This is a genomic window from Microcoleus sp. N9_A1 (assembly GCF_036701795.1).
In the GTDB taxonomy this organism is placed as follows: domain Bacteria; phylum Cyanobacteriota; class Cyanobacteriia; order Cyanobacteriales; family Microcoleaceae; genus Microcoleus.
Window position 1 is genome coordinate 1 of the sequence record NZ_JAUBRI010000095.1, and the last position, 18,580, is coordinate 18,580.

The following is an 18,580-nucleotide window of genomic DNA, read 5'->3' on the forward strand; positions in this document are numbered from 1 at the left end:
TCGCAACCGCAACTGGTATCGGGTTCGGGTACTTGGTTGAATATGGGGGTTGGTTCTGGCGCTGGTGTTGGTTCTGGTGTTGTTTCGGGTGTTGGTGTTGGTTCGGGTGTTGGTGTTGGTGGTGTTGGTGTTGTTTCGGGTGTTGGTGTTGGTTCGGGTGTTGGTGTTGGTGGTGTTGGTGTTGGTGGTGTTGGTGTTGGTTCGGGTGTTGGTGTTGGTTCGGGTGTTGGTGTTGGTGTTGGTTCGGGTGTTGGTGTTGGTGTTGGTTCGGGTGTTGGTGTTGGTGTTGGTTCGGGTGTTGGTTCCGGTTCTGGGACAGGTTTCGGTATCGGGGCGGGCGTCGGCGTCAGCGCGGGTGTCGGTGTCGGTATCGGTATCGGCGCGGGTGTTGGCGTCGGTATCGATTCCTTAAGGGGAATGAGAGAGACAGTGGCGACTGCCGCACTGGTGGCGCCGAGGTTGTCTGTAGCGCTGTAGGTGAAGTTTGCCCCTGTGAAATTGCCGGAGGCCTGGAAGAACAACTGGGTAATTTGCTCGGCTGTAAGGGTTTGACCTGCTGTGACCCGCACTCCCTGGCTAGGGTCGCCCAAGAACAGCGTGCCTTCAGTGGCTGGTGGCAATGTGTTTACGGTAAAGGAAACCACCGTCCCGTCTGGGTCGGTTCCTCCGAGTCCGGGGATGTTCACGGTTGTTTCCAGCAACAAAGCGACGCTGGAGTTGTTCGCGACGGGTGGCTGGTCGGTGGGAGGTAAGAGTGCTAGCAGGGAGGCTGTAGCCGGGGCTGGACTAAGGGCGCCGCGGCGGTCTGTGGCGCTGTAGGTAAAGTTGGTGGCTGCGAATCCGCTGGTTGCTTGGAAGAATAACTGGCTGATTTGAGTTGTGCTCAGTCTTTGGCCTGCCGTGACCCGGATTCCCTGGCTGGGGTCGCCCAAGAACAGGACTCCTTGATTTGCCGCTGGCAGGGTGTTGATAGTGAAGAATTCGATCGAGTCGTCGGGGTCTTTGGCCGTCAGCCCTGTGAGGTTGACGGTGCTGTTTGGCGCCAGGGTCTTGCTGAAGTTTGTGGGTACCGGCGGGTAGTTGAACGCTAGCGACAGCAGAGAAACTGTGGCGGCAGGACTGCTGCCACCGAGATTGTCCTTGCTGCTGTAGGTAAAATTAGCTCCTGTGAAATTGCCGGCCGACTGGAAGAATAACTGCGTCATTTGCTCGGCTGTCAGGGCTTGACCTGCCGTGACGGCCACTCCCCCCGTTGCGGGGTCGCCCAAAAACAAGACGCCTTGATTTGTCGGCGGCAGGGTGCTGATGGTGAATGTAACCACTGTGCCGTCAGAGTCTCTGCCTCCGAGCCCGCTAATTTGGACAACGCTGTTGGGCGCTAGCGCAGCGTTGCTGCTGTCGGCTGATGGAAGTTTGTTGGGTGTTGGCTGCGCGAGTAAAATGGCGGTGGTGACAGTGGCTCTGGACTCGGAACCGTTGTTATTGCTGGGTTCGGGGTCAAAAGTGGTCGATCGACTCTGGGAAGTATTGCTAATGGCGCCCGTCGCTGGAACGACTAATGTTACCTCGCGGTTGATGTTGCTGCCGCTAGTCAAACTGGGAATTGTTGGGAAGGTGACAACCCCTGTCACGGGGTCGTAAGTGCCGTTATCGGATGCGCTGACTCCCGTTAAACCGGGAATGATGCTGTCTGTAATCACTACGTTTTCAGCAGCATTCGGCCCATTGTTGGCGGTAGTTATAGTATAAGTTACGGAACTACCAGCAGGAGCAGATGTGAGACCGCTTTTGGACGTAACCAGGTCGGCTACAGCATCGATCAAGGTAATGACTCGCCCCCCCGCCTGACCGGGCACTGCGACTGTCGAGCCGTCGTTGTTGGTTAAGTCCGGGTCAAAAGTGGACGATCGACTTAATACAATGTTGGTGATGCTCGTCAGGGTAGGCGGCGGTACCAAAATCAGGCGGTGGGTGACACTGCTGCCGCTGGCTAAAGTCGCGATCGCTGGAAAATCGATCGTCCCTGTGGCTGAATTATAGGTTCCGCCATCAAACACGCTGACTCCCGTTAAGCCGGGAATCAGGCTGTCGGTGATGACTACGTTGGTCGCAGGACTCGGCCCGTTGTTGGTAGTAGTAATTGTATAAAGTAGCGTGTCGCCCGCGTTGATGCTGGCCGGAGCCGTTTTTTGGGTGACAACATCGGCCACAGCATCGATCAAGGTGGTGACGGTGGCGTTGGGGTTTGTACCGTTGTTGTTGGCCGGAGTGGAGTCGGGAGTGATGGAGGTACTTCTGGCAGTGTTGCTGATGGAAGTTAGGGTGGGCGGTACTGTGAAGTCGATCGTCCGGGTGACTGTCTCCGCGTTGGCTATTGCCACTGGTGCGAAGGTGACAATGCCCGTCGCTGGATCGTAAACGCCGCCGTTAGATGCCGTGACTCCGGTTAACCCGGGAACTATGCTGTCAGTGATGGTTACAGCTTCTGCAGGACTCGGGCCTAAGTTGACTGTGGCGATCGTATAGCTGACCGAGCTATCGGCAGTAGCACTCGTAGAGCCGGTTTTGGTGGTAACAAGATCCGCGTTGGGCGCAATACTTGTCGTAACCGTAGAGTTAGTGGGAGTGCCGTCTTTGTTGCTTGTCGAGCCGTTGTTGTTAGTGGCGATCGGATCGAAAGTCGCCGAGGTGCTCCGCGCTGTGTTGCTGATGGCAGTAAGGGTGGCTGGGGCGGTGAACTGTATAGTGCGGGTCTCAGTAGCCGCATTTGCCAGCGCCGTCAGTGCTGGGAAGGTGACAATGCCCGAAACTCGGTCGTAAGTGCCGCCGTCCGATACGCTGACTTCTGTTAAACCCGGAACAATGCTGTCAGTGATGGTCACGTTGGCAGCGGGGTCTGGCCCAGAGTTAGTCGTGGTCAGCGTGTAGGCGACGCTAGACCCCGCCGAAGCAGTCACAGGGCCACTTTTGGTAGTAACTAAATCCGCGACTGTATCGACAACTGTGGTAGACACTACACCAGGCCCCTCGATTTGCCCTGGCGCGAGTACACCGCTGTTGTTGCTGAGGTCGGGGTCGAAAGTCGAGCTAGTGCTGAATGCAACGTTGGCAAAACTGCTACCGCTGGTTAAACCGGGCGGCAAATCAATTGTCAGGGTGTAAGTCACAGTCTCGCCGGCATTGAGAACGGGAATTAACGGCCAGGTGACAGCCTTGGTTTGGTTCACGTAAGTGCCGTTGTTGGAGGCACTGAGAACCGGCGGCAATCCGCCCGGAAGCAGCAGTTCTAAAGGTATTTCGTCTTGAATCAGAACATTTGTAGCAGGCGCTGGCCCCTTGTTTACTGTAGTAATCGTGTAGGTAATGCTGCCTTCTGACTTGACGAACTGCGGGCCGGTCTTGATAGTGGCAACCTCAGCGGCGATACTGGGAGGATTGATAGTTTCAACTACCAAATTTTGAATTTGGTGAATGTTGTTGGCGCTTCCTGTGGAGCTGCCAAAACCAAATTTGAAAATTGGCGGTACTGGGCCGTTTTCGGTGGCCAAGTTGCGGATGTCGATCAATGTAGTTTCGTAGATGTCGTCGAAATTTTCATCGAAGGCAACGGTGAGGCGATTGGGCTCCACCTCATCGTTAGATGGATTCAGCGTAATTTGAACGGATCTTTTGGCTAAATTGCGATCGCTCGTGAACGTATTGCTGAAATTAAAACTGCTGCCGGCAACAGGGCCACTAAAGTCAATGCTCGTAGGAATGTTATCGATGCCGAAGGGAACGATCGCATTTGTTAAAAACTCATAACCCTCTGCTTGATTTCCTCTAACAGTTACTGAATCAGGTCTGAAAGAACCAATAGAGGAGCCGGGAATCGGAGGTGGCTCCGGGCCAGAGCGCCCTTCTGTGGATGTTGAAAAATTGCCAAACTCGTCAAGCCCAATGCCTAAATAACCTCCCTCAATACCGGGTATACCCGTTCGTGGAGAATAAGCCAGAGAACCGCCATAACCCCCAGTCCTGGTTGGGCTAACAGTGCCGTCAATCAAGAAGAAACCCAGCCCGTCCCCTGGCTGAGGGCTAATAAAGGGTTGCGGAGGCTGAAATTGCTGGCTTGAACCGTAAGAATAAAAATCAAACTGGACTCTGAGACCGTCGGTTGAAGGAATGGGATTGTTGTAGATGACGAAGGCTTCCCGAAGGTTTACTGCTGGAGTTAATAGCAGAGCGCCATTGCCGGGACTCGAACCGCCCAAAGCCGGAAGTACGCCGGATACTGTGCCTCCGGTAATGCCGGGGATAAGTTGATTGGCTGCTGTCACCCCGCTGCTGGGATCGAACAGTGCCCCGTTGTTTCCCCCGTAAATCCAAGGCCCCCTAACTGTGGAGTTTTTGAAAGTCTCGTTAACCAATGTGCCGAGCGCGTAAGGGTAGGCTTCGAGCACTTCTTTTTCAATGGCGATACTCGCCTTTATTTCCCCGGTCGCAAATTTTAATTCCCAATCGCCACCGAGTGCCGCACTCCCCGTCAAGTTGTCGGAAGCTGCAATATCTGCACCGACAATAAAGCTCAGCCGCCGCACGAAGGCCTCGCCGCTTTCCCCCGCTGCGACGCTACACCCGAATAACAAGATATCTCCTCTCTCGCTGAGGGCTTTTCCCCACTGCTGTAACAAATGGCTGTAGGTTTCTAAGTTGTCGTTGCAGAGTTCGATCGATCCAATTTGCACCCCCGCTTCTCGACCGTGAGAAACTATCTGAAGGCTGTCTAAATCGCTGCAATTAGCCAAAATTCTAGTAATTTGCTCGACTCCATCCCGCGTCGAGTCCAATACAAATACCTCTGTATCGGCTGTTGCTCCTCTTGTCAAGCTGTCGCAGTTCTCTACTCTGGCATCGAGGAACAGTACATTTTTTAGAGTCGGGGCGCCCACAGACTCGGTTGCTCGCAAAAATTCTCTGTGGGGATGCCCAATTCTGGTGCCGCCACGGAGTTTCTGGGACAGGAAATACTCCTCTGTCTTTACTTGTTTTATTGGTTTTTTCTGATGATAAGTTGCTGTTGTTCGGGAGTTTGCGCCCGCAATCCTTGCGGTGGAGTCACATATTTGTGGGGTGATAAAAATTGGTTTATTCCAGATGCTTTGCATGGTCAAATTGGCTCACGGATTGTAGATGATGTACCTAGTTCAAGATGATAATTATCACGTATTGAAAAGGTTGAATTATAGACTAAAAGGATCTGCTGCTTGACTTCGAGAAAGAACAACAAGTGAATTTTACTCAGCACAAAGCTGTACTACCTTGATATTTGATAGCATGGCAAATAGCGCCGACAGAAACACTGAGGATTTGGAGTTTAAATCCCAATAATCTATCTGGTGATATTTTGCCTTCGACTTTCTTTTGTGTTAGCGAGTGTATCTGTTACACGCAAATCTCTTACATCGTGCAGTAGATAATAACAGCAGTTCTCAAAAATTTACTTGATGAGGTTTTCTGTAGATCGTCTAATGCACTTTATTTGCAGAGAAAATTCACTATTTCTAGACGTATAAACCTGGTTTGAGGGACGAAAAGACTTGTTTGCAGCCCTCGCTGCCAGTAAAAAACTCGGTTTCTTTTGTTTTGGTGTGCCAGCCCTGTTCACAATAGCAACCAGACATTAATTAGGGAGTTATAGCCGTGACATAATTATGGCGGCCGTGCCCGAAGTGTTATTCAACTGAGATCTTGTACCATTCTCAATAACCCTTCTATGGGGGGGTTCTCCTGCCCCGCCCATAAGAAATTTCACTTGTTGTGGAACAGGGCGGAAAGCCTATTCTTGAGAATGGTGCAACATATGAGATTCAATTGAAATCGGCATACCCTGTATCGACGAAGCGTCTTAAAAATTCATGACTTGGAGTCTGGAGATAGCAATCTAGGTTTGAGACTGTTTCGCTGCGATCGCAAAAACAGATTAGTGCGGTCCACAAGCAACTTCTCAAGTTGTCAACTTAGAGTCTTTGAGCTGGTTTCTGTTTAAGATAAATGCTCGGGACAATGTTTCGTGCAGAATTTTTCATGATGTTTTGGAGAAACTGATTTGGAGATTGGCTCCTGGGCTAATTACGATTTTTGTTGGCTAATTTTCTTAACTGCAGAGGTTACGCTCAGGAGATTAGAAACCGAATTTAGGCCTAGATTTCTCGCCGCCCAACCAAAATTTATTATCTAAACTTCGTTTCTGATCGTAAGTCCTCAACTAGAAAAACACCCAACGCAATTCCCCTGTCATGGCAACTGTAACCAAGCAATAATGCTCGATTAGGTTTTAATTGCTGAGTTGGGGCGTGGGTCGTCCAAAACAAGCTTCAACAATAATCCTTATACATAATTACATCTTAACTCATTGATTATTACATCCGCAAATAGGGGTAGATATAAGCACCAATATAAGCTATATCTTTTCACCGTGAACGTCAAGAGTTCTGGCTTGGTAGTACCGACAATCTTGACAGGGCCCAGAAGGATTGACAGCACAGCGAATGTAATTTGAGCGGGCGTTGTACTCGCAAGTGATATCGCCGATCGAATAACCGAGGCTTTGTATGTAAGTGCGATCGGCAGTTGGTAGTTGAGTTCGCAGGGGTCTATTCGCTACCGCAAGTCTGGCCGCTGCAATTCTGTCGCGGGCTTGGCTCTGGGCAGAGCGCATCACCCACAAAGACAGCAGCGAGGGAGCTAAACCTATGACGATAATCAGGAGAGTGGTTAACACATTTTCAGAGCTTATGTGGAGAATATGTTTTTTGATTTAGACGATCGGCAACAGAAAATTATCCAGATAAAGACGGTTTTAAATCAGAAAAGTTCCCGAGCAAGTCTCAAACTATGCCGCCCGTGCGTTAACCGTTTGCTGGCGATCCATGAGGAGGTTGATCGCTGTTGGCGCCGATGAGGGGTGTTCTGGATAAGTTTGTAGTGAGGAATGCAAGTCCTCAGATTTCGATCGGGACTAATATCAATTCCGGTTGTATCTCACATCTTGCACCATTCTCAATAAGCTTTTTATGAACAGGCAAGATGCCTGTTCCACAAAAAAATTCACTCTTTGTGGAACAGGCATCTTGCCTGTTCCTGAGAATGGTGCAAGATGTAAGTTGTATCGGAATTAATATTACCCGAAATCAGGACACGGCACTGCCGTGTCCCTACAATTGAGCGCGGTAGGGACACGGCACTGCCGTGTCCTCTATATCATTCCGACGCAGCCGGAATTGATATAAAATCCTCACTACAAACGCGAGATAGGTTATTTGACAGGACTAGGAAAAACCCGGTTACTATCAACTACCAAAACCGTTAAACCTTAGCAATATCCCCCGCTAAATCCATCAACGAACCCGCACCTTCCACCTTAGCAACATCCAACAAAGTCTTCAAAACCGAATCGGGATTCAAACTAATCGAATCAATTCCCAACTCAACCAAGAAGCGAGCAAACTCAGGATAATCGCTGGGCGCTTGACCACAAATTCCAATCTTGCGATCGTACTTTTTCGCCGCTTTAATGGCAATTTCTACCATTCGCTTCACAGCTTCATTCCGTTCGTCAAATATGTGGGCTACTAAAGCAGAATCCCGGTCTAATCCTAATGTTAGCTGAGTTAAGTCGTTGGAGCCGATCGAGAATCCGTCAAAAACCTGGGCAAATTCATCAGCAAATATGACATTGCTCGGCAATTCGCACATCACATACACTTGCAAGCCATTTTCGCCCTTAACTAAACCGTGTTTTGCCATCTCGGCTAACACTTTTCGCCCTTCATCCGGGGTGCGACAAAATGGAATCATCGGAATCACATTTGTCAAGCCCATTTCGTCGCGAACTCGCTTTAATGCTTTGCATTCCAAAGCGTAAGCTTCGCGGTAATTTGGGTCGTAATAGCGAGAGGCGCCGCGCCACCCGATCATCGGGTTTTCTTCCTTGGGTTCAAACTGCCGCCCTCCCAAAAGATTAGCATATTCGTTGCTTTTGAAATCGCTCATCCGCACGATGACTGGATTTGGATAAAATGCGGCGGCAATTGTGGCAATTCCGTGGGCGAGTTTGTCGGTGAAGAAATCGGGTTTGTGTTGGTAAAGTGCTGTGAGTTCGGCAATTTCTTCCTTGACTGATTCATCGACCAATTCGTCAAAGTGAATTAGTGCCAGCGGGTGTGCTTTAATGTGATTGGCAATGATGAATTCTAGCCGCGCCAAGCCTACGCCGTCGCAAGGAATTGCTGATAAACCAAAGGCTTCTTCTGGGTTCCCGACATTCATTAAAATTTGAGTGCGGGTGCGGGGCAAATTCTCGATCGCAGTTTCTTGAATTTCAAAAGGAAGCAAACCGGCATAAACTTTGCCTTCGTCTCCTTCGGAACAAGAAACAGTGATTTCTTGATGGTTTTTCAAGATTTGGGTGGCGTTGCCGGTGCCGACAATGGCGGGAATTCCCATTTCTCTGGCGATGATGGCGGCGTGACAAGTGCGGCCGCCGGAATTGGTGACGATCGCACTTGCTTTTTTCATAATCGGTTCCCAATCCGGGTCTGTTTTGTTGGTAACTAAAACTTCTCCTGATTGAAATTCAGCGATTTTGTGTACATCTAAAATCACGCGGGCTTTTCCTTGTCCGATTGATTCGCCAACGGCGCGTCCTTTTGCTAAAACTGCACTAGAACCTTGCAATTTGTAGTTTCGCAAAACTTTAGCCGACTTTTGAGATTGTACTGTTTCGGGTCGTGCTTGGACAATAAACAATTCGCCCGTATTGCCGTCTTTTGCCCACTCAATGTCCATCGGGGTATAAGTCCCGCGCACTTTAGAGTAGTGTTCTTCGATGACTACGGCCCATTTTGCTAGTTGCAGAATTTCCTCATCTTGTATGGCAAATTTATTTTTTTCTGCTGCGATCACGGAGACGTTTTTGGTGTATTTAGAACCGCCGATATCGTACACCATTTTGAGTGTTTTGCTGCCGAGGCGTTTGTCTAAAATCGGGCGAAAACCTTGTTTTAATGTGGGTTTAAAGACGAAGTATTCGTCGGGGTTGACGGCGCCTTGGACGACGTTTTCGCCTAATCCGTAGGCGGCGGTGACTAATACGGCGTTTTTGAATCCGGTTTCGGTGTCGATGCTGAACATGACGCCGGAGGATGCTAAGTCCGATCGCACCATTTTTTGCACGCCGACAGATAAGGCGACTTCAAAGTGATCGAATCCTCGCTGTTGGCGGTAGGAAATCGCGCGATCGGTGAATATGGAAGCAAAGCATTTGTGACAGCATTCGAGGACGCCAGCACAAGCTTGGACGTTGAGGTAGGTTTCTTGCTGTCCCGCGAAACTGGCGTCGGGTAAGTCTTCGGCGGTGGCGGAGGAACGCACTGCTACGTCTGTACTGTCGCCGTAGCGATCGCACAATTTTTCGTAAGCATCCGCGATCGCCGCTTGTAGTTCTTGCGGAAACGGTGTATCCAGAATCAATGCCCGCGCTTGCTTGCCTTTTTGTCGCAGGTTTTGCAGATCTTCTACGTCTAAATCGGCAAAAATTTCGCGCAATTTAGCTTCTAAACCCGCCGACTCGATGAAGTAGCGGTAAGCGTGTGCTGTAGTTGCAAATCCGTTGGGAACTCTGACTCCTTGGGCGGTTAACTGTTGAATCATTTCGCCTAAAGAAGCATTTTTTCCGCCTACTAATGGGATGTCGGCGATGCCGACTTCATCAAACCACAATACTAAGGATTTTTCTTGGGGAATTAAAACTTGTTTTTGTTGAATGGCTAAATTTTCTAGCATTACTTTTTTCCTCTCAACTTCAAATCAGTTAGATACCTTGACAGTAAATAAATCACTGTCAGTTTTTTTACCTAGTTTTGTTGCGAAAAATATCTAATTTTTTTCGAGGCTGTCTCCAACAGACTTTTGATCCCCTCTATTTAAAGAGTATCACTTTTTGGGTAAATAGCAAGAGCTGTGGAGAAATTTTATTTGATTGCAAAAAGTAAAGAAATTGCAGTAAGGAGTTTTTGTAAGCTATCATAAAATAACTGGTAAAAATGTGAATATTGAAGATGGTTCCACCGCTTTTTTTGCGCTGAGCGCTCATTGGTGCGGGGATACCGCTCGAATTGTGTTGGTAGTGGAATCGAAGGGCAACAAAGAGTGGGTTTCGCTCGCGCGATCGACTGCCAAGGGCGATCGCCGAAAAAACACAACACCAAGCAGCTTTATTTCCTCAAGAAACCGAGCTTCTAAAAACCGTAAAACTTTTATTTCTGATTGGGTTAACCTACTTAGAACAAAAACACAGTCGCAGAGAGTGCACGGTAATTGTTCAACCAGAGATTTTTAAAATGTTTTCAGGAGTATTTTTTGGGATTAAATTATTTATATGCTATAATAGTTAGCTCGACTGCCTTATGACAAATAAGAAGGTATATGATATCACTTTTGAGCTCAACCGCAAAGCGAAACGGCTTTAAAGTTCTCCTGGTAGAAGACAATCAACCCGAAGCCGATTTGATTGAAGAATTATTATTAGAAACAAATGTCAACCGAGCCGATACCCAAAAGCTATCAGTAAGCTGTACAGACCGTCTCAGCAAAGCGCAGCAACTTTTGAGTTGCCAACATTTTGATGTGATTTTACTAGACCTTTCGCTGCCCGACAGTCAAGACTTAAGTACAATTGTCAAAATACAAGAATACAGCCTAAATACTCCGATCGTCGTACTAACGGGCCGCAACGATGAAGAACTCGCCGTGCAGTCAATCCAAGCAGGAGCTCAGGATTATCTAGTCAAGCGAAAAATCGACAGCGAAGTGTTAATTCGATCGCTCCGCTACGCAGTCGAGCGGCAGCACAACCAAGAAGCTTTGCGAAAAAGCGAAGAAAAATATCGCTCGGTAGTCGAGAATTCTCTCGTCGGAATTGCCATTCTTGCTCCTCCGATTTCCCTCTCAGCACCAGAAAAATGCCAGTGGTTGGAAGTGAACGATGCTTTGTGTGATTTGCTGGGATACGATCGCCAAGATTTTTTGCACAAAAATTGGGAACGGTGGGGTTTTCCTGAAGACTTGCAGGCTAGTTTAGAGCAGTTAAATAAAATTTTAGCAGGGGAGAGTGAAGGCTATGTTTTAGACCAAAGGTGGCGCAAAAAAAACGGAAAAATTGTTTATACGAGAGTTTCGCTGCGCTGTATTCGCGGCCGAGACGGATCGATCGACCGGATGATTAAAATAATTTTGGACGTGAGCGATCGCTACCGCTACGAAGATGAACTAAAAGCATCAAAAGAGTTTTTGAATCACACGATCGATGCTACTCCAGATCCAATTTTTGTCAAAGACGAGCAGCACAGATGGGTTGTATTAAACGACGCTTTTTGCGAGTTGATGGGCAAAGGGCGATCGGAACTGATTGGGAAGTCTGGATACGAGTTTTTACCCGCAGCACAAGCCGATTTTTTTGAGCAGCAAGACCGGGAAGTGTTTCAAAGAAGCCTGCCTCAAGAAACAGAAGAAACCTTTACTGATTCCGCAGGGAAAAAGCGGATTATCTCTACAAAAAAAACAGTTTTTAATAAAGCCGACGGTACTAATATGTTGGTCGGAACAATGCGAGATGTGACAGAGTACAAGCGCCAGCAAATAGCGCTGCAGGAAAGCGAAGCTAGATTTCAAAAAATGGCCGCCAACGTGCCGGGAATGATTTATCAATTTCGGCTATCTGTGGATGGAAAAACATTTTTCCCCTATGTTTCTTCCGGCAGTATCCAGCTCTACAATTTAAAGCCGGAAGAAATCGAAGAAAATGCCGATTTGGCTTTTGCAACAGTTCACCCAGACGACATCCCAGACTTGCAGCGATCGATCGCAAATTCAGCGGCAACCCAGCAAGCTTGGCAACACCAGTGGCGGCAAGTTGTGGGAGAACGAGTGAAATGGCTGCAAGGCGCGTCGAAACCGGAAAAACAAGCCAACGGCGATATAATTTGGGACGGTTTGGTGATGGATGTTACCGAATTAAAACACACTCAGCAAGATCGCGATCGATTTTTTAATCTCTCGCTGGATTTACTTTGCATTGCAGGTTTTGATGGGTATTTCAAACGCTTAAACCCGGCTTGGTCAAATGTATTAGGTTATAGCACTGATGAAATCTTAGCCAAACCTTTGATAGAATTCGTCCATCCAGAAGACCTAGAAATTACTGTAGCGGAATTAGAAAAACTTGAAAAAAGCCACCCAGTTATTAGCTTAGAAAACCGCTATCTTTGCCAAGATGGTACTTATAAATGGCTGTCGTGGACAGCATCGCCGTTTGCAGAAGAAGGTTTGATTTATGCAGTGGCTCGCGACGTTACATTTAGCAAGCAAGCTGAAGCTGAATTGCGTAAGAGCGAAGCCACCAACCGCGCTCTTTTAAATGCGATACCAGACATGATATTTCGCTGTCGGGCAGACGGCACTTTTGTAGACTTCAAACCTGCCAAAGATTTCGAGAATATCCTACCACAAAAAGCACTAATTGGCAAAAAAGCACAAGACATATTACCGCCTGCTTTTGCTGAAAAAATATTGTCTGGCAATCAACAAGCGATCGCCACTGGCGAGATTCAAGTTGTAGAATATCAAATGCCAGTTAATGATGAACTGTACGATTTTGAAGCGAGAATAGTTTTTTGCACCGATGACGAAATTATCGCGATCGTCCGCGACATCACTCAACGCAAACGCTCCGAGTCCGTACTCCAGAGGCAAGCAGCAGCAATGGCAGCGGCTTCCGAAGGTATTGCCATATTCAGTGCCGGCGGAGAGGTGATTTATTGCAACGCAGCTAGACTAAAAATCTACGGTTACGACTCTCTCGAAGAAATTTTAGGTAAAAGTTGGAAAATATTCTATCAAGGTGCAGAACTACAAAGGTTCGAGCAAGAAGTCCTGCCGAGTTTAGTGCAGAAAGGTTCTTACAGCACCGAAGCAGTAGGATGCCGTCGCGACCGCTCGACAGTCCCTATAGATGTCTCCCTGACTATGCTGCCCGACGGGGAAATCATTTGCATTGTTCGCGATATTTCCCAAAGAAAACAAACCGAAGCAGCACTGCGAGATAGCCAGCGATTCATTCAACAAATTGCTGGGGCAAGTCCTAATATTTTGTATGTTTGCGATTTAATTGACAAAAACAATATCTATGGTAACGCTTCTATCTACAACATTCTGGGCTATACAGTAGAGGAGATTCAGGCAATGGGGCCGTGGATGATGTCAACTTTAATCCACCCCGAAGATTCAATCAAAATGCCTGATTATTTACAGCAAGTCGAAACAGGCAGCGAAGGGGATATCTTTGAAATTGAATACAGAATTAGGCACAAGGATGATTCTTGGCGCTGGATGGTCAGCCGAGATACTGTATTTGCCAAAACAGCAGACGGTAAGTTAAAACAAATTCTCGGCACGGCAACGGATATTACAGAAAGCAAGCAAGCAGAAGATGAAATAAAGCTGTTGCTGGCCGCAACTCAAGCAATTAGTCAGTCAGCGGATTTTCATAGCGCCCTCCCAGATATCCTGCGGTTGCTGTGCAATGCGATCGGCTGGAATTTTGCGGAAGCTTGGATACCGAGTGCTAACGGTACTTTTTTGGGACACAGCGAAACTTGGTACGCTAGCGATCGCGATTTAGATACGTTCGGCCGCGAAAGTAAAAAAATTAGATTCGCCGCCGGAGTGGCAGTACCTGGACGGATTTGGTCCACCAGAAAGGTAGAATGGATTGAGGATATTTCTCTAGCCCAAAATCATCTTTTTGCCCGATCGCAAATGGCGGCATCAGTCGGATTAAAAGCTTGTTTCGGAGTGCCAATTCACGCTAGCTCAAAGGTGCTGGCAGTTTTAGTATTCTGCAAGCGCGAGCGCTCGATTATGGAACCGCGTATTGTAGAGTTGGTTAAGGCTGTAGCGACTCAGTTGGGCGATCATATTCAGCGCAAACAAGCCGAAGAAGAATTGCGTAAAAGCGAAGAACGCTGGCAGTTAGTTCTCAAAGGCAATCAAGACGGAATTTGGGATCTGAATCTTCAAACAAATGAAGCTTTTCGATCTGCCCGCTGGCACGAAATTATCGGTTACGCAGATGGCGAAATAGCCAGCAACAACCGCGCATGGATCGATCGCATCCATCCAGACGATCGCTCACGGGTGCAAGCAGCAATCCAAGATTATCTCGATCGCCAAACCCCCAATTACGCCGCCGAATACCGCTTGCAGTGCAAAGACGGTAGCTATAAATGGGTGCTCGCCCGCGCTCAAGCAGTGTGGGACGAAGCCGGAAACCCTCTGCGGATGGTGGGTTCTATGACCGATATTAGCCATCGCAAAGCAGCAGAATTAGCTTTACTCCAGGTCACTCAAGCCGTCGAAAGTACCAGCGACGCGATCGTGATCGCTGACTTGAAAGGGCGGTCTATTTACCACAATCAATCCTTCATTCAGCGCTACGGCTACAGGGTGGAAGAACTCAACGATATCGGCGATATGGCCGCGCTTTACGTCCGGCATAAAAATTACAAACAAATCTATAAAAGCCTTCGCCAAGGTCGCTCTTGGTGTGGTGAAGTTGCGCTGCAAACTAAGAGCTGTGAAGCAGTTACTGCTCTGGTGCGAGCCGACAGTATTCAAGATATTAATGGGAATTACATCGGCTTAATTGGAGTAATTACCGACATTACAAAACGCAAAGAATCAGAATTAATTGTGCGCCAGAACTTAAAGCGCGAACAGTTGGCATTAGCCATGCTGAAACGCATTATATCTTCTCTCAATTTAGAAGAAATTCTTACCAAAACCGTCGAAGAAGTGCGGCATTTTTTGCAAGTAGACCGCACTGTTATTTACCAATTCAATCCGGATTGGAGCGGGTTTATCGCTGTCGAGTCGGTTGCCGAAAATTTCCTATCAATTGTAGGAATGGAAATTTATGACCCCTGTTTTGGGGAAGCCTACGTTACTCTTTACCAAGAGGGCAGAATTAGAGCCACAGAAGATGTTTACAATGCCGGCCTAGCCGAGTGCCACTTGGCTTTGTTGACTCAGCTCCAGGTAAGAGCGAATCTGGTAGTGCCGATTTTGCAAGGCGAAAACTTGTGGGGGCTGTTAATTGCCCACCACTGCACGGGCCCTCGTCCCTGGCAGCAATTGGAGGCAGAGTGCCTAAAACAATTGGGCGTGCAGTTGGCGATCGCCATTCAGCAATCGACGCTATTTGAACAAGCACAAACCGAAATTGCCGATCGCAAACTTGCAGAAGCCGCCCTGCAATTAGCTAAAGAAGCCGCCGAATCCGCCAACCGCGCTAAAAGCGACTTTCTCGCCAACATGAGCCACGAATTGCGGACGCCTTTGAACGGGATTTTGGGATACATTCAACTGCTCAAAGTCGATAAAAACTTTACCGCAGATCAGCAGAAAAGTCTTAACAACATTAACCAGTGCGGCAACCACCTGCTGATGCTGATTAATGATGTTTTAGACCTCTCAAAAATCGAAGCTAGTAAAATGGATCTGTCGCTGACAAACGTGCATTTTTCCAGTTTTGTTAAAAGTATTATTGATTTGTTCCAGATGCGATCGGCTCAAAAAGAAATTGCCTTTAATTACGATCAGGTTTCCGCGCTTCCAGACGGCATTTTGGCCGACGAAAAAAGGTTGCGTCAAGTTTTGATTAATTTGCTCAGCAATGCCGTTAAGTTTACGAACAGCGGCAGCGTTACATTCAAAGTCGGTTATGCAGAAAATTTCCCAGATAACTATCCTCAAACCAACTGCGAAAATTCTAATTTAACAGCGGAAATTGCCACTCAAACGATCAATATGACCGCGAATTTAGACGCGCAGCAAATGTCGAGCCAGCCGCTAGGAACAACAGAAGCGCGCGAGGTGACAACAGCAGAAAATAATGGCGATCGTTCTCCTACCCCTAAAATTCGCTTTCACATCGAAGATACTGGCATTGGCATCGGGCAGAATAAATTAGAAGAAATATTTTTGCCTTTTCATCAAGTGGGCGATCATAACAATTTCGTCGAAGGTACCGGACTGGGACTTTCAATCAGCCAAAAATTAGTCAAAATGATGGGCAGCCAAATTCGCGTCCAAAGTACCTCCGGCAAAGGCAGCATATTTTGGTTCGATTTGGACTTGCCCGCAGTCGCCCAGTGTTCACAACTCCCCTCCACGCAAGAAAAATGCCGGCTTGTCGGTTTTAGCGGCCGCCAGCGGAAAGTGCTCATCGTCGATGATCACGAAGTAAATCGCGCCATGCTGCACAGGCTGCTTTCTCATTTGGGCTTTGAAATTGCACAAGCCACAGACGGCGAAGACTGCTTACACCAAGCACAGGAATTTCTACCGGATATAATTTTAATGGATTTGGTGATGCCCGTAATGGACGGTTGGGAAGCTACCAGGCGGCTGCGACAGTTGCCGGAATTAAAAGATGTGGTTATCCTTGCTTTGTCCGCTAACGTTTACGAGACTACCAGGCAAGAGAGCATACTTGCAGGTTGCGATAATTTTCTCACCAAACCAATTCAAACTAACGAGCTTTTAGAATTATTGCGCCTGCATTTGAGACTAGAATGGGTTTACGAAGAAGGAGCCCAAACCAAAAAGCGGAAAGCTCAAACTCCCACAGCATCACCTGAGATTGCTGCTGCTGACTCAACGATGGTGTCTCCTGCCTCAGAGTCAGTCTTAGCCTTGTTAAGATTGGCTGCAATGGGCGATATTGAAGCTATTCTGGAAGAAACTGCTAAACTAGAACATTCTGACCAGACATTAGTGCCTTTCGTTCATCACCTACGCCAACTTGCTAAAGGATTTCAGCTCAAGCAAATTCGAGATTTTTTGAAGCAACATTTGTCCTAAAATTGACGGTAGCTAACAGACCACTCAACATCAGTTAAATCTCGCGCCCAGAGTACCATTCTCAATTAGGGGCTCCCTTGCTCGGGCGAAGGGACAACTTAATTTGCTTGTGGGGCCGGCACTCGCAGCCCGCTCCTAAAATGGTTATTGCAAATAGAAGCATCTACGAAGCAACCGGGTTTCTAGAGTCGCATAAAATCCCTTGAATCCGATTTAAACTCACAACCGACTCAAAAATCAAAAATTTAAATTTTTCCCTTGAATATGAACGATCAGAATTCCGAAAGAAGCATCATACTAATTGTCGATGACAACCAAACAAATCTTGACGTACTTTTCGAGTTGTTAAGGAATTACGGATTTAAAGTATTAGTGGCTCTAGACGGCGAAAGTGCGATCGAGCAAATTGACTACATCCATCCAGACTTGATTCTTTTGGATATCATGATGCCAGGAATTGACGGTTTTGAAACTTGCCGACGTTTGAAAGCAGACCCGTCAACGCAAGATATTCCCATCATATTCATGAGCGCCCTTTCCGATACGCCTGATAAAGTAAAAGGCTTTCAGACAGGAGCCGTTGACTACATCACTAAGCCTTTCCAGCACGAAGAAGTTTTGAGCCGCATTCAAACCCACTTGACAATCTGCAGCTTGCAAAAAAAACTCGAAGAAAAAAACCTCGAACTTGCCCACCTCAACCAAAACCTGGAAAGACTTGTTGAACAAAAAACCAAGCAATTAATAAACCAGGAAAAAACAGCCATCATCGGACGTTTGACTCAAGGAATGGTTCACAACCTCAAAAGTCCGCTGCAAGTGATCCAGACTAGCGTCGATTTGATTGAAACAAAAGCCACACAAATTCAAGAAGACTCTCTGTTTAATTATACTAAGTATATTTTTCAAGCTGTCACAAAAATCAATCAGATCATGGATACTCTGATGATGAAAAGCCGAAACGAGCAAAAACAAGATTTGCACCCGGTGAATATCAACGATTTAGTGCAGCGAGAAATTCAGCTATTGGAAGGCAACCTGTATTTTAAAAATAAGATTAGAAAAAAATACTTTTATGACGAAGAAATTGCCAGCATTCCATTAATTTATTCCTATATATCTCAAGTATTTTATAATTTAATCAATAATGCAATGGATGCTATGTGGGAAAAGAAAAGCAGAGAAATAACTATCGTGACTCGGCAAGACGACTCGAACATATACATGGATATTGCAGATACGGGATGCGGCATATCCTCTGAAGATTTGCCAAAACTTTTTGACCCTTTTTACACCTCCAAGCCACCTAAAGGCGAGGAAAAAACCGAAGGGGAACCGACAGGAACTGGTCTAGGACTTTATACTTGTATTGAACTTTTAAAACCTTTTAACGGTGAGATTGCTATTAGCAGCAATGTCGGTCAAGGCAGCGTGTTTACAGTTGTGCTGCCCAAATCGCAGAAAAATTGAGCGACTCAAATGAGTTAAATTGTGTCCGATTAGACAACCTTAATTAAGTTGGTAATTAGGTTTGTAGCAAGGTATCGGCTCAATAAGTAGGGGTAGCACAGAAAAAAAAGTAAGCAGAGTGCACAAAGTGTCATAAAATAGGACACAT

5 protein-coding genes are annotated in these 18,580 nt (G+C 47.1%); 2 read left to right on the top strand and 3 right to left on the bottom strand.

The genetic code is table 11. The features are described 5' to 3' along the window. The 3 genes from QUA58_RS28005 to ppsA form a co-directional block, all read right to left on the bottom strand. Positions 1-5,147: DUF4347 domain-containing protein (locus QUA58_RS28005; protein WP_333397351.1), on the bottom strand; the 5,147-nt coding region annotated here is incomplete at its 3' end. 1,295 nt (positions 5,148-6,442) lie between these two features. Further along, positions 6,443-6,763, bottom strand: coding sequence for a DUF6464 family protein (locus QUA58_RS28010; RefSeq protein ID WP_333248155.1), 321 nt, complete (start codon positions 6,761-6,763; stop codon positions 6,443-6,445). A gap of 584 nt (positions 6,764-7,347) precedes the next feature. Further along, entirely contained in the window at positions 7,348-9,825 is a 2,478-nt protein-coding gene (gene ppsA / locus QUA58_RS28015) for a phosphoenolpyruvate synthase (protein WP_333397354.1), read from the bottom strand. Between the two features lie 642 nt (positions 9,826-10,467). Between ppsA and QUA58_RS28020 the strand changes: the two genes are divergently transcribed. Then, entirely contained in the window at positions 10,468-16,962 is a 6,495-nt protein-coding gene (locus QUA58_RS28020; RefSeq protein ID WP_333397356.1) for a PAS domain S-box protein, read from the top strand. 264 nt (positions 16,963-17,226) lie between these two features. Continuing rightward, positions 17,227-18,432, top strand: coding sequence for a hybrid sensor histidine kinase/response regulator (locus tag QUA58_RS28025; protein ID WP_333248163.1), 1,206 nt, complete (start codon positions 17,227-17,229; stop codon positions 18,430-18,432). The last annotated feature ends 148 nt before the right edge of the window (positions 18,433-18,580 follow it).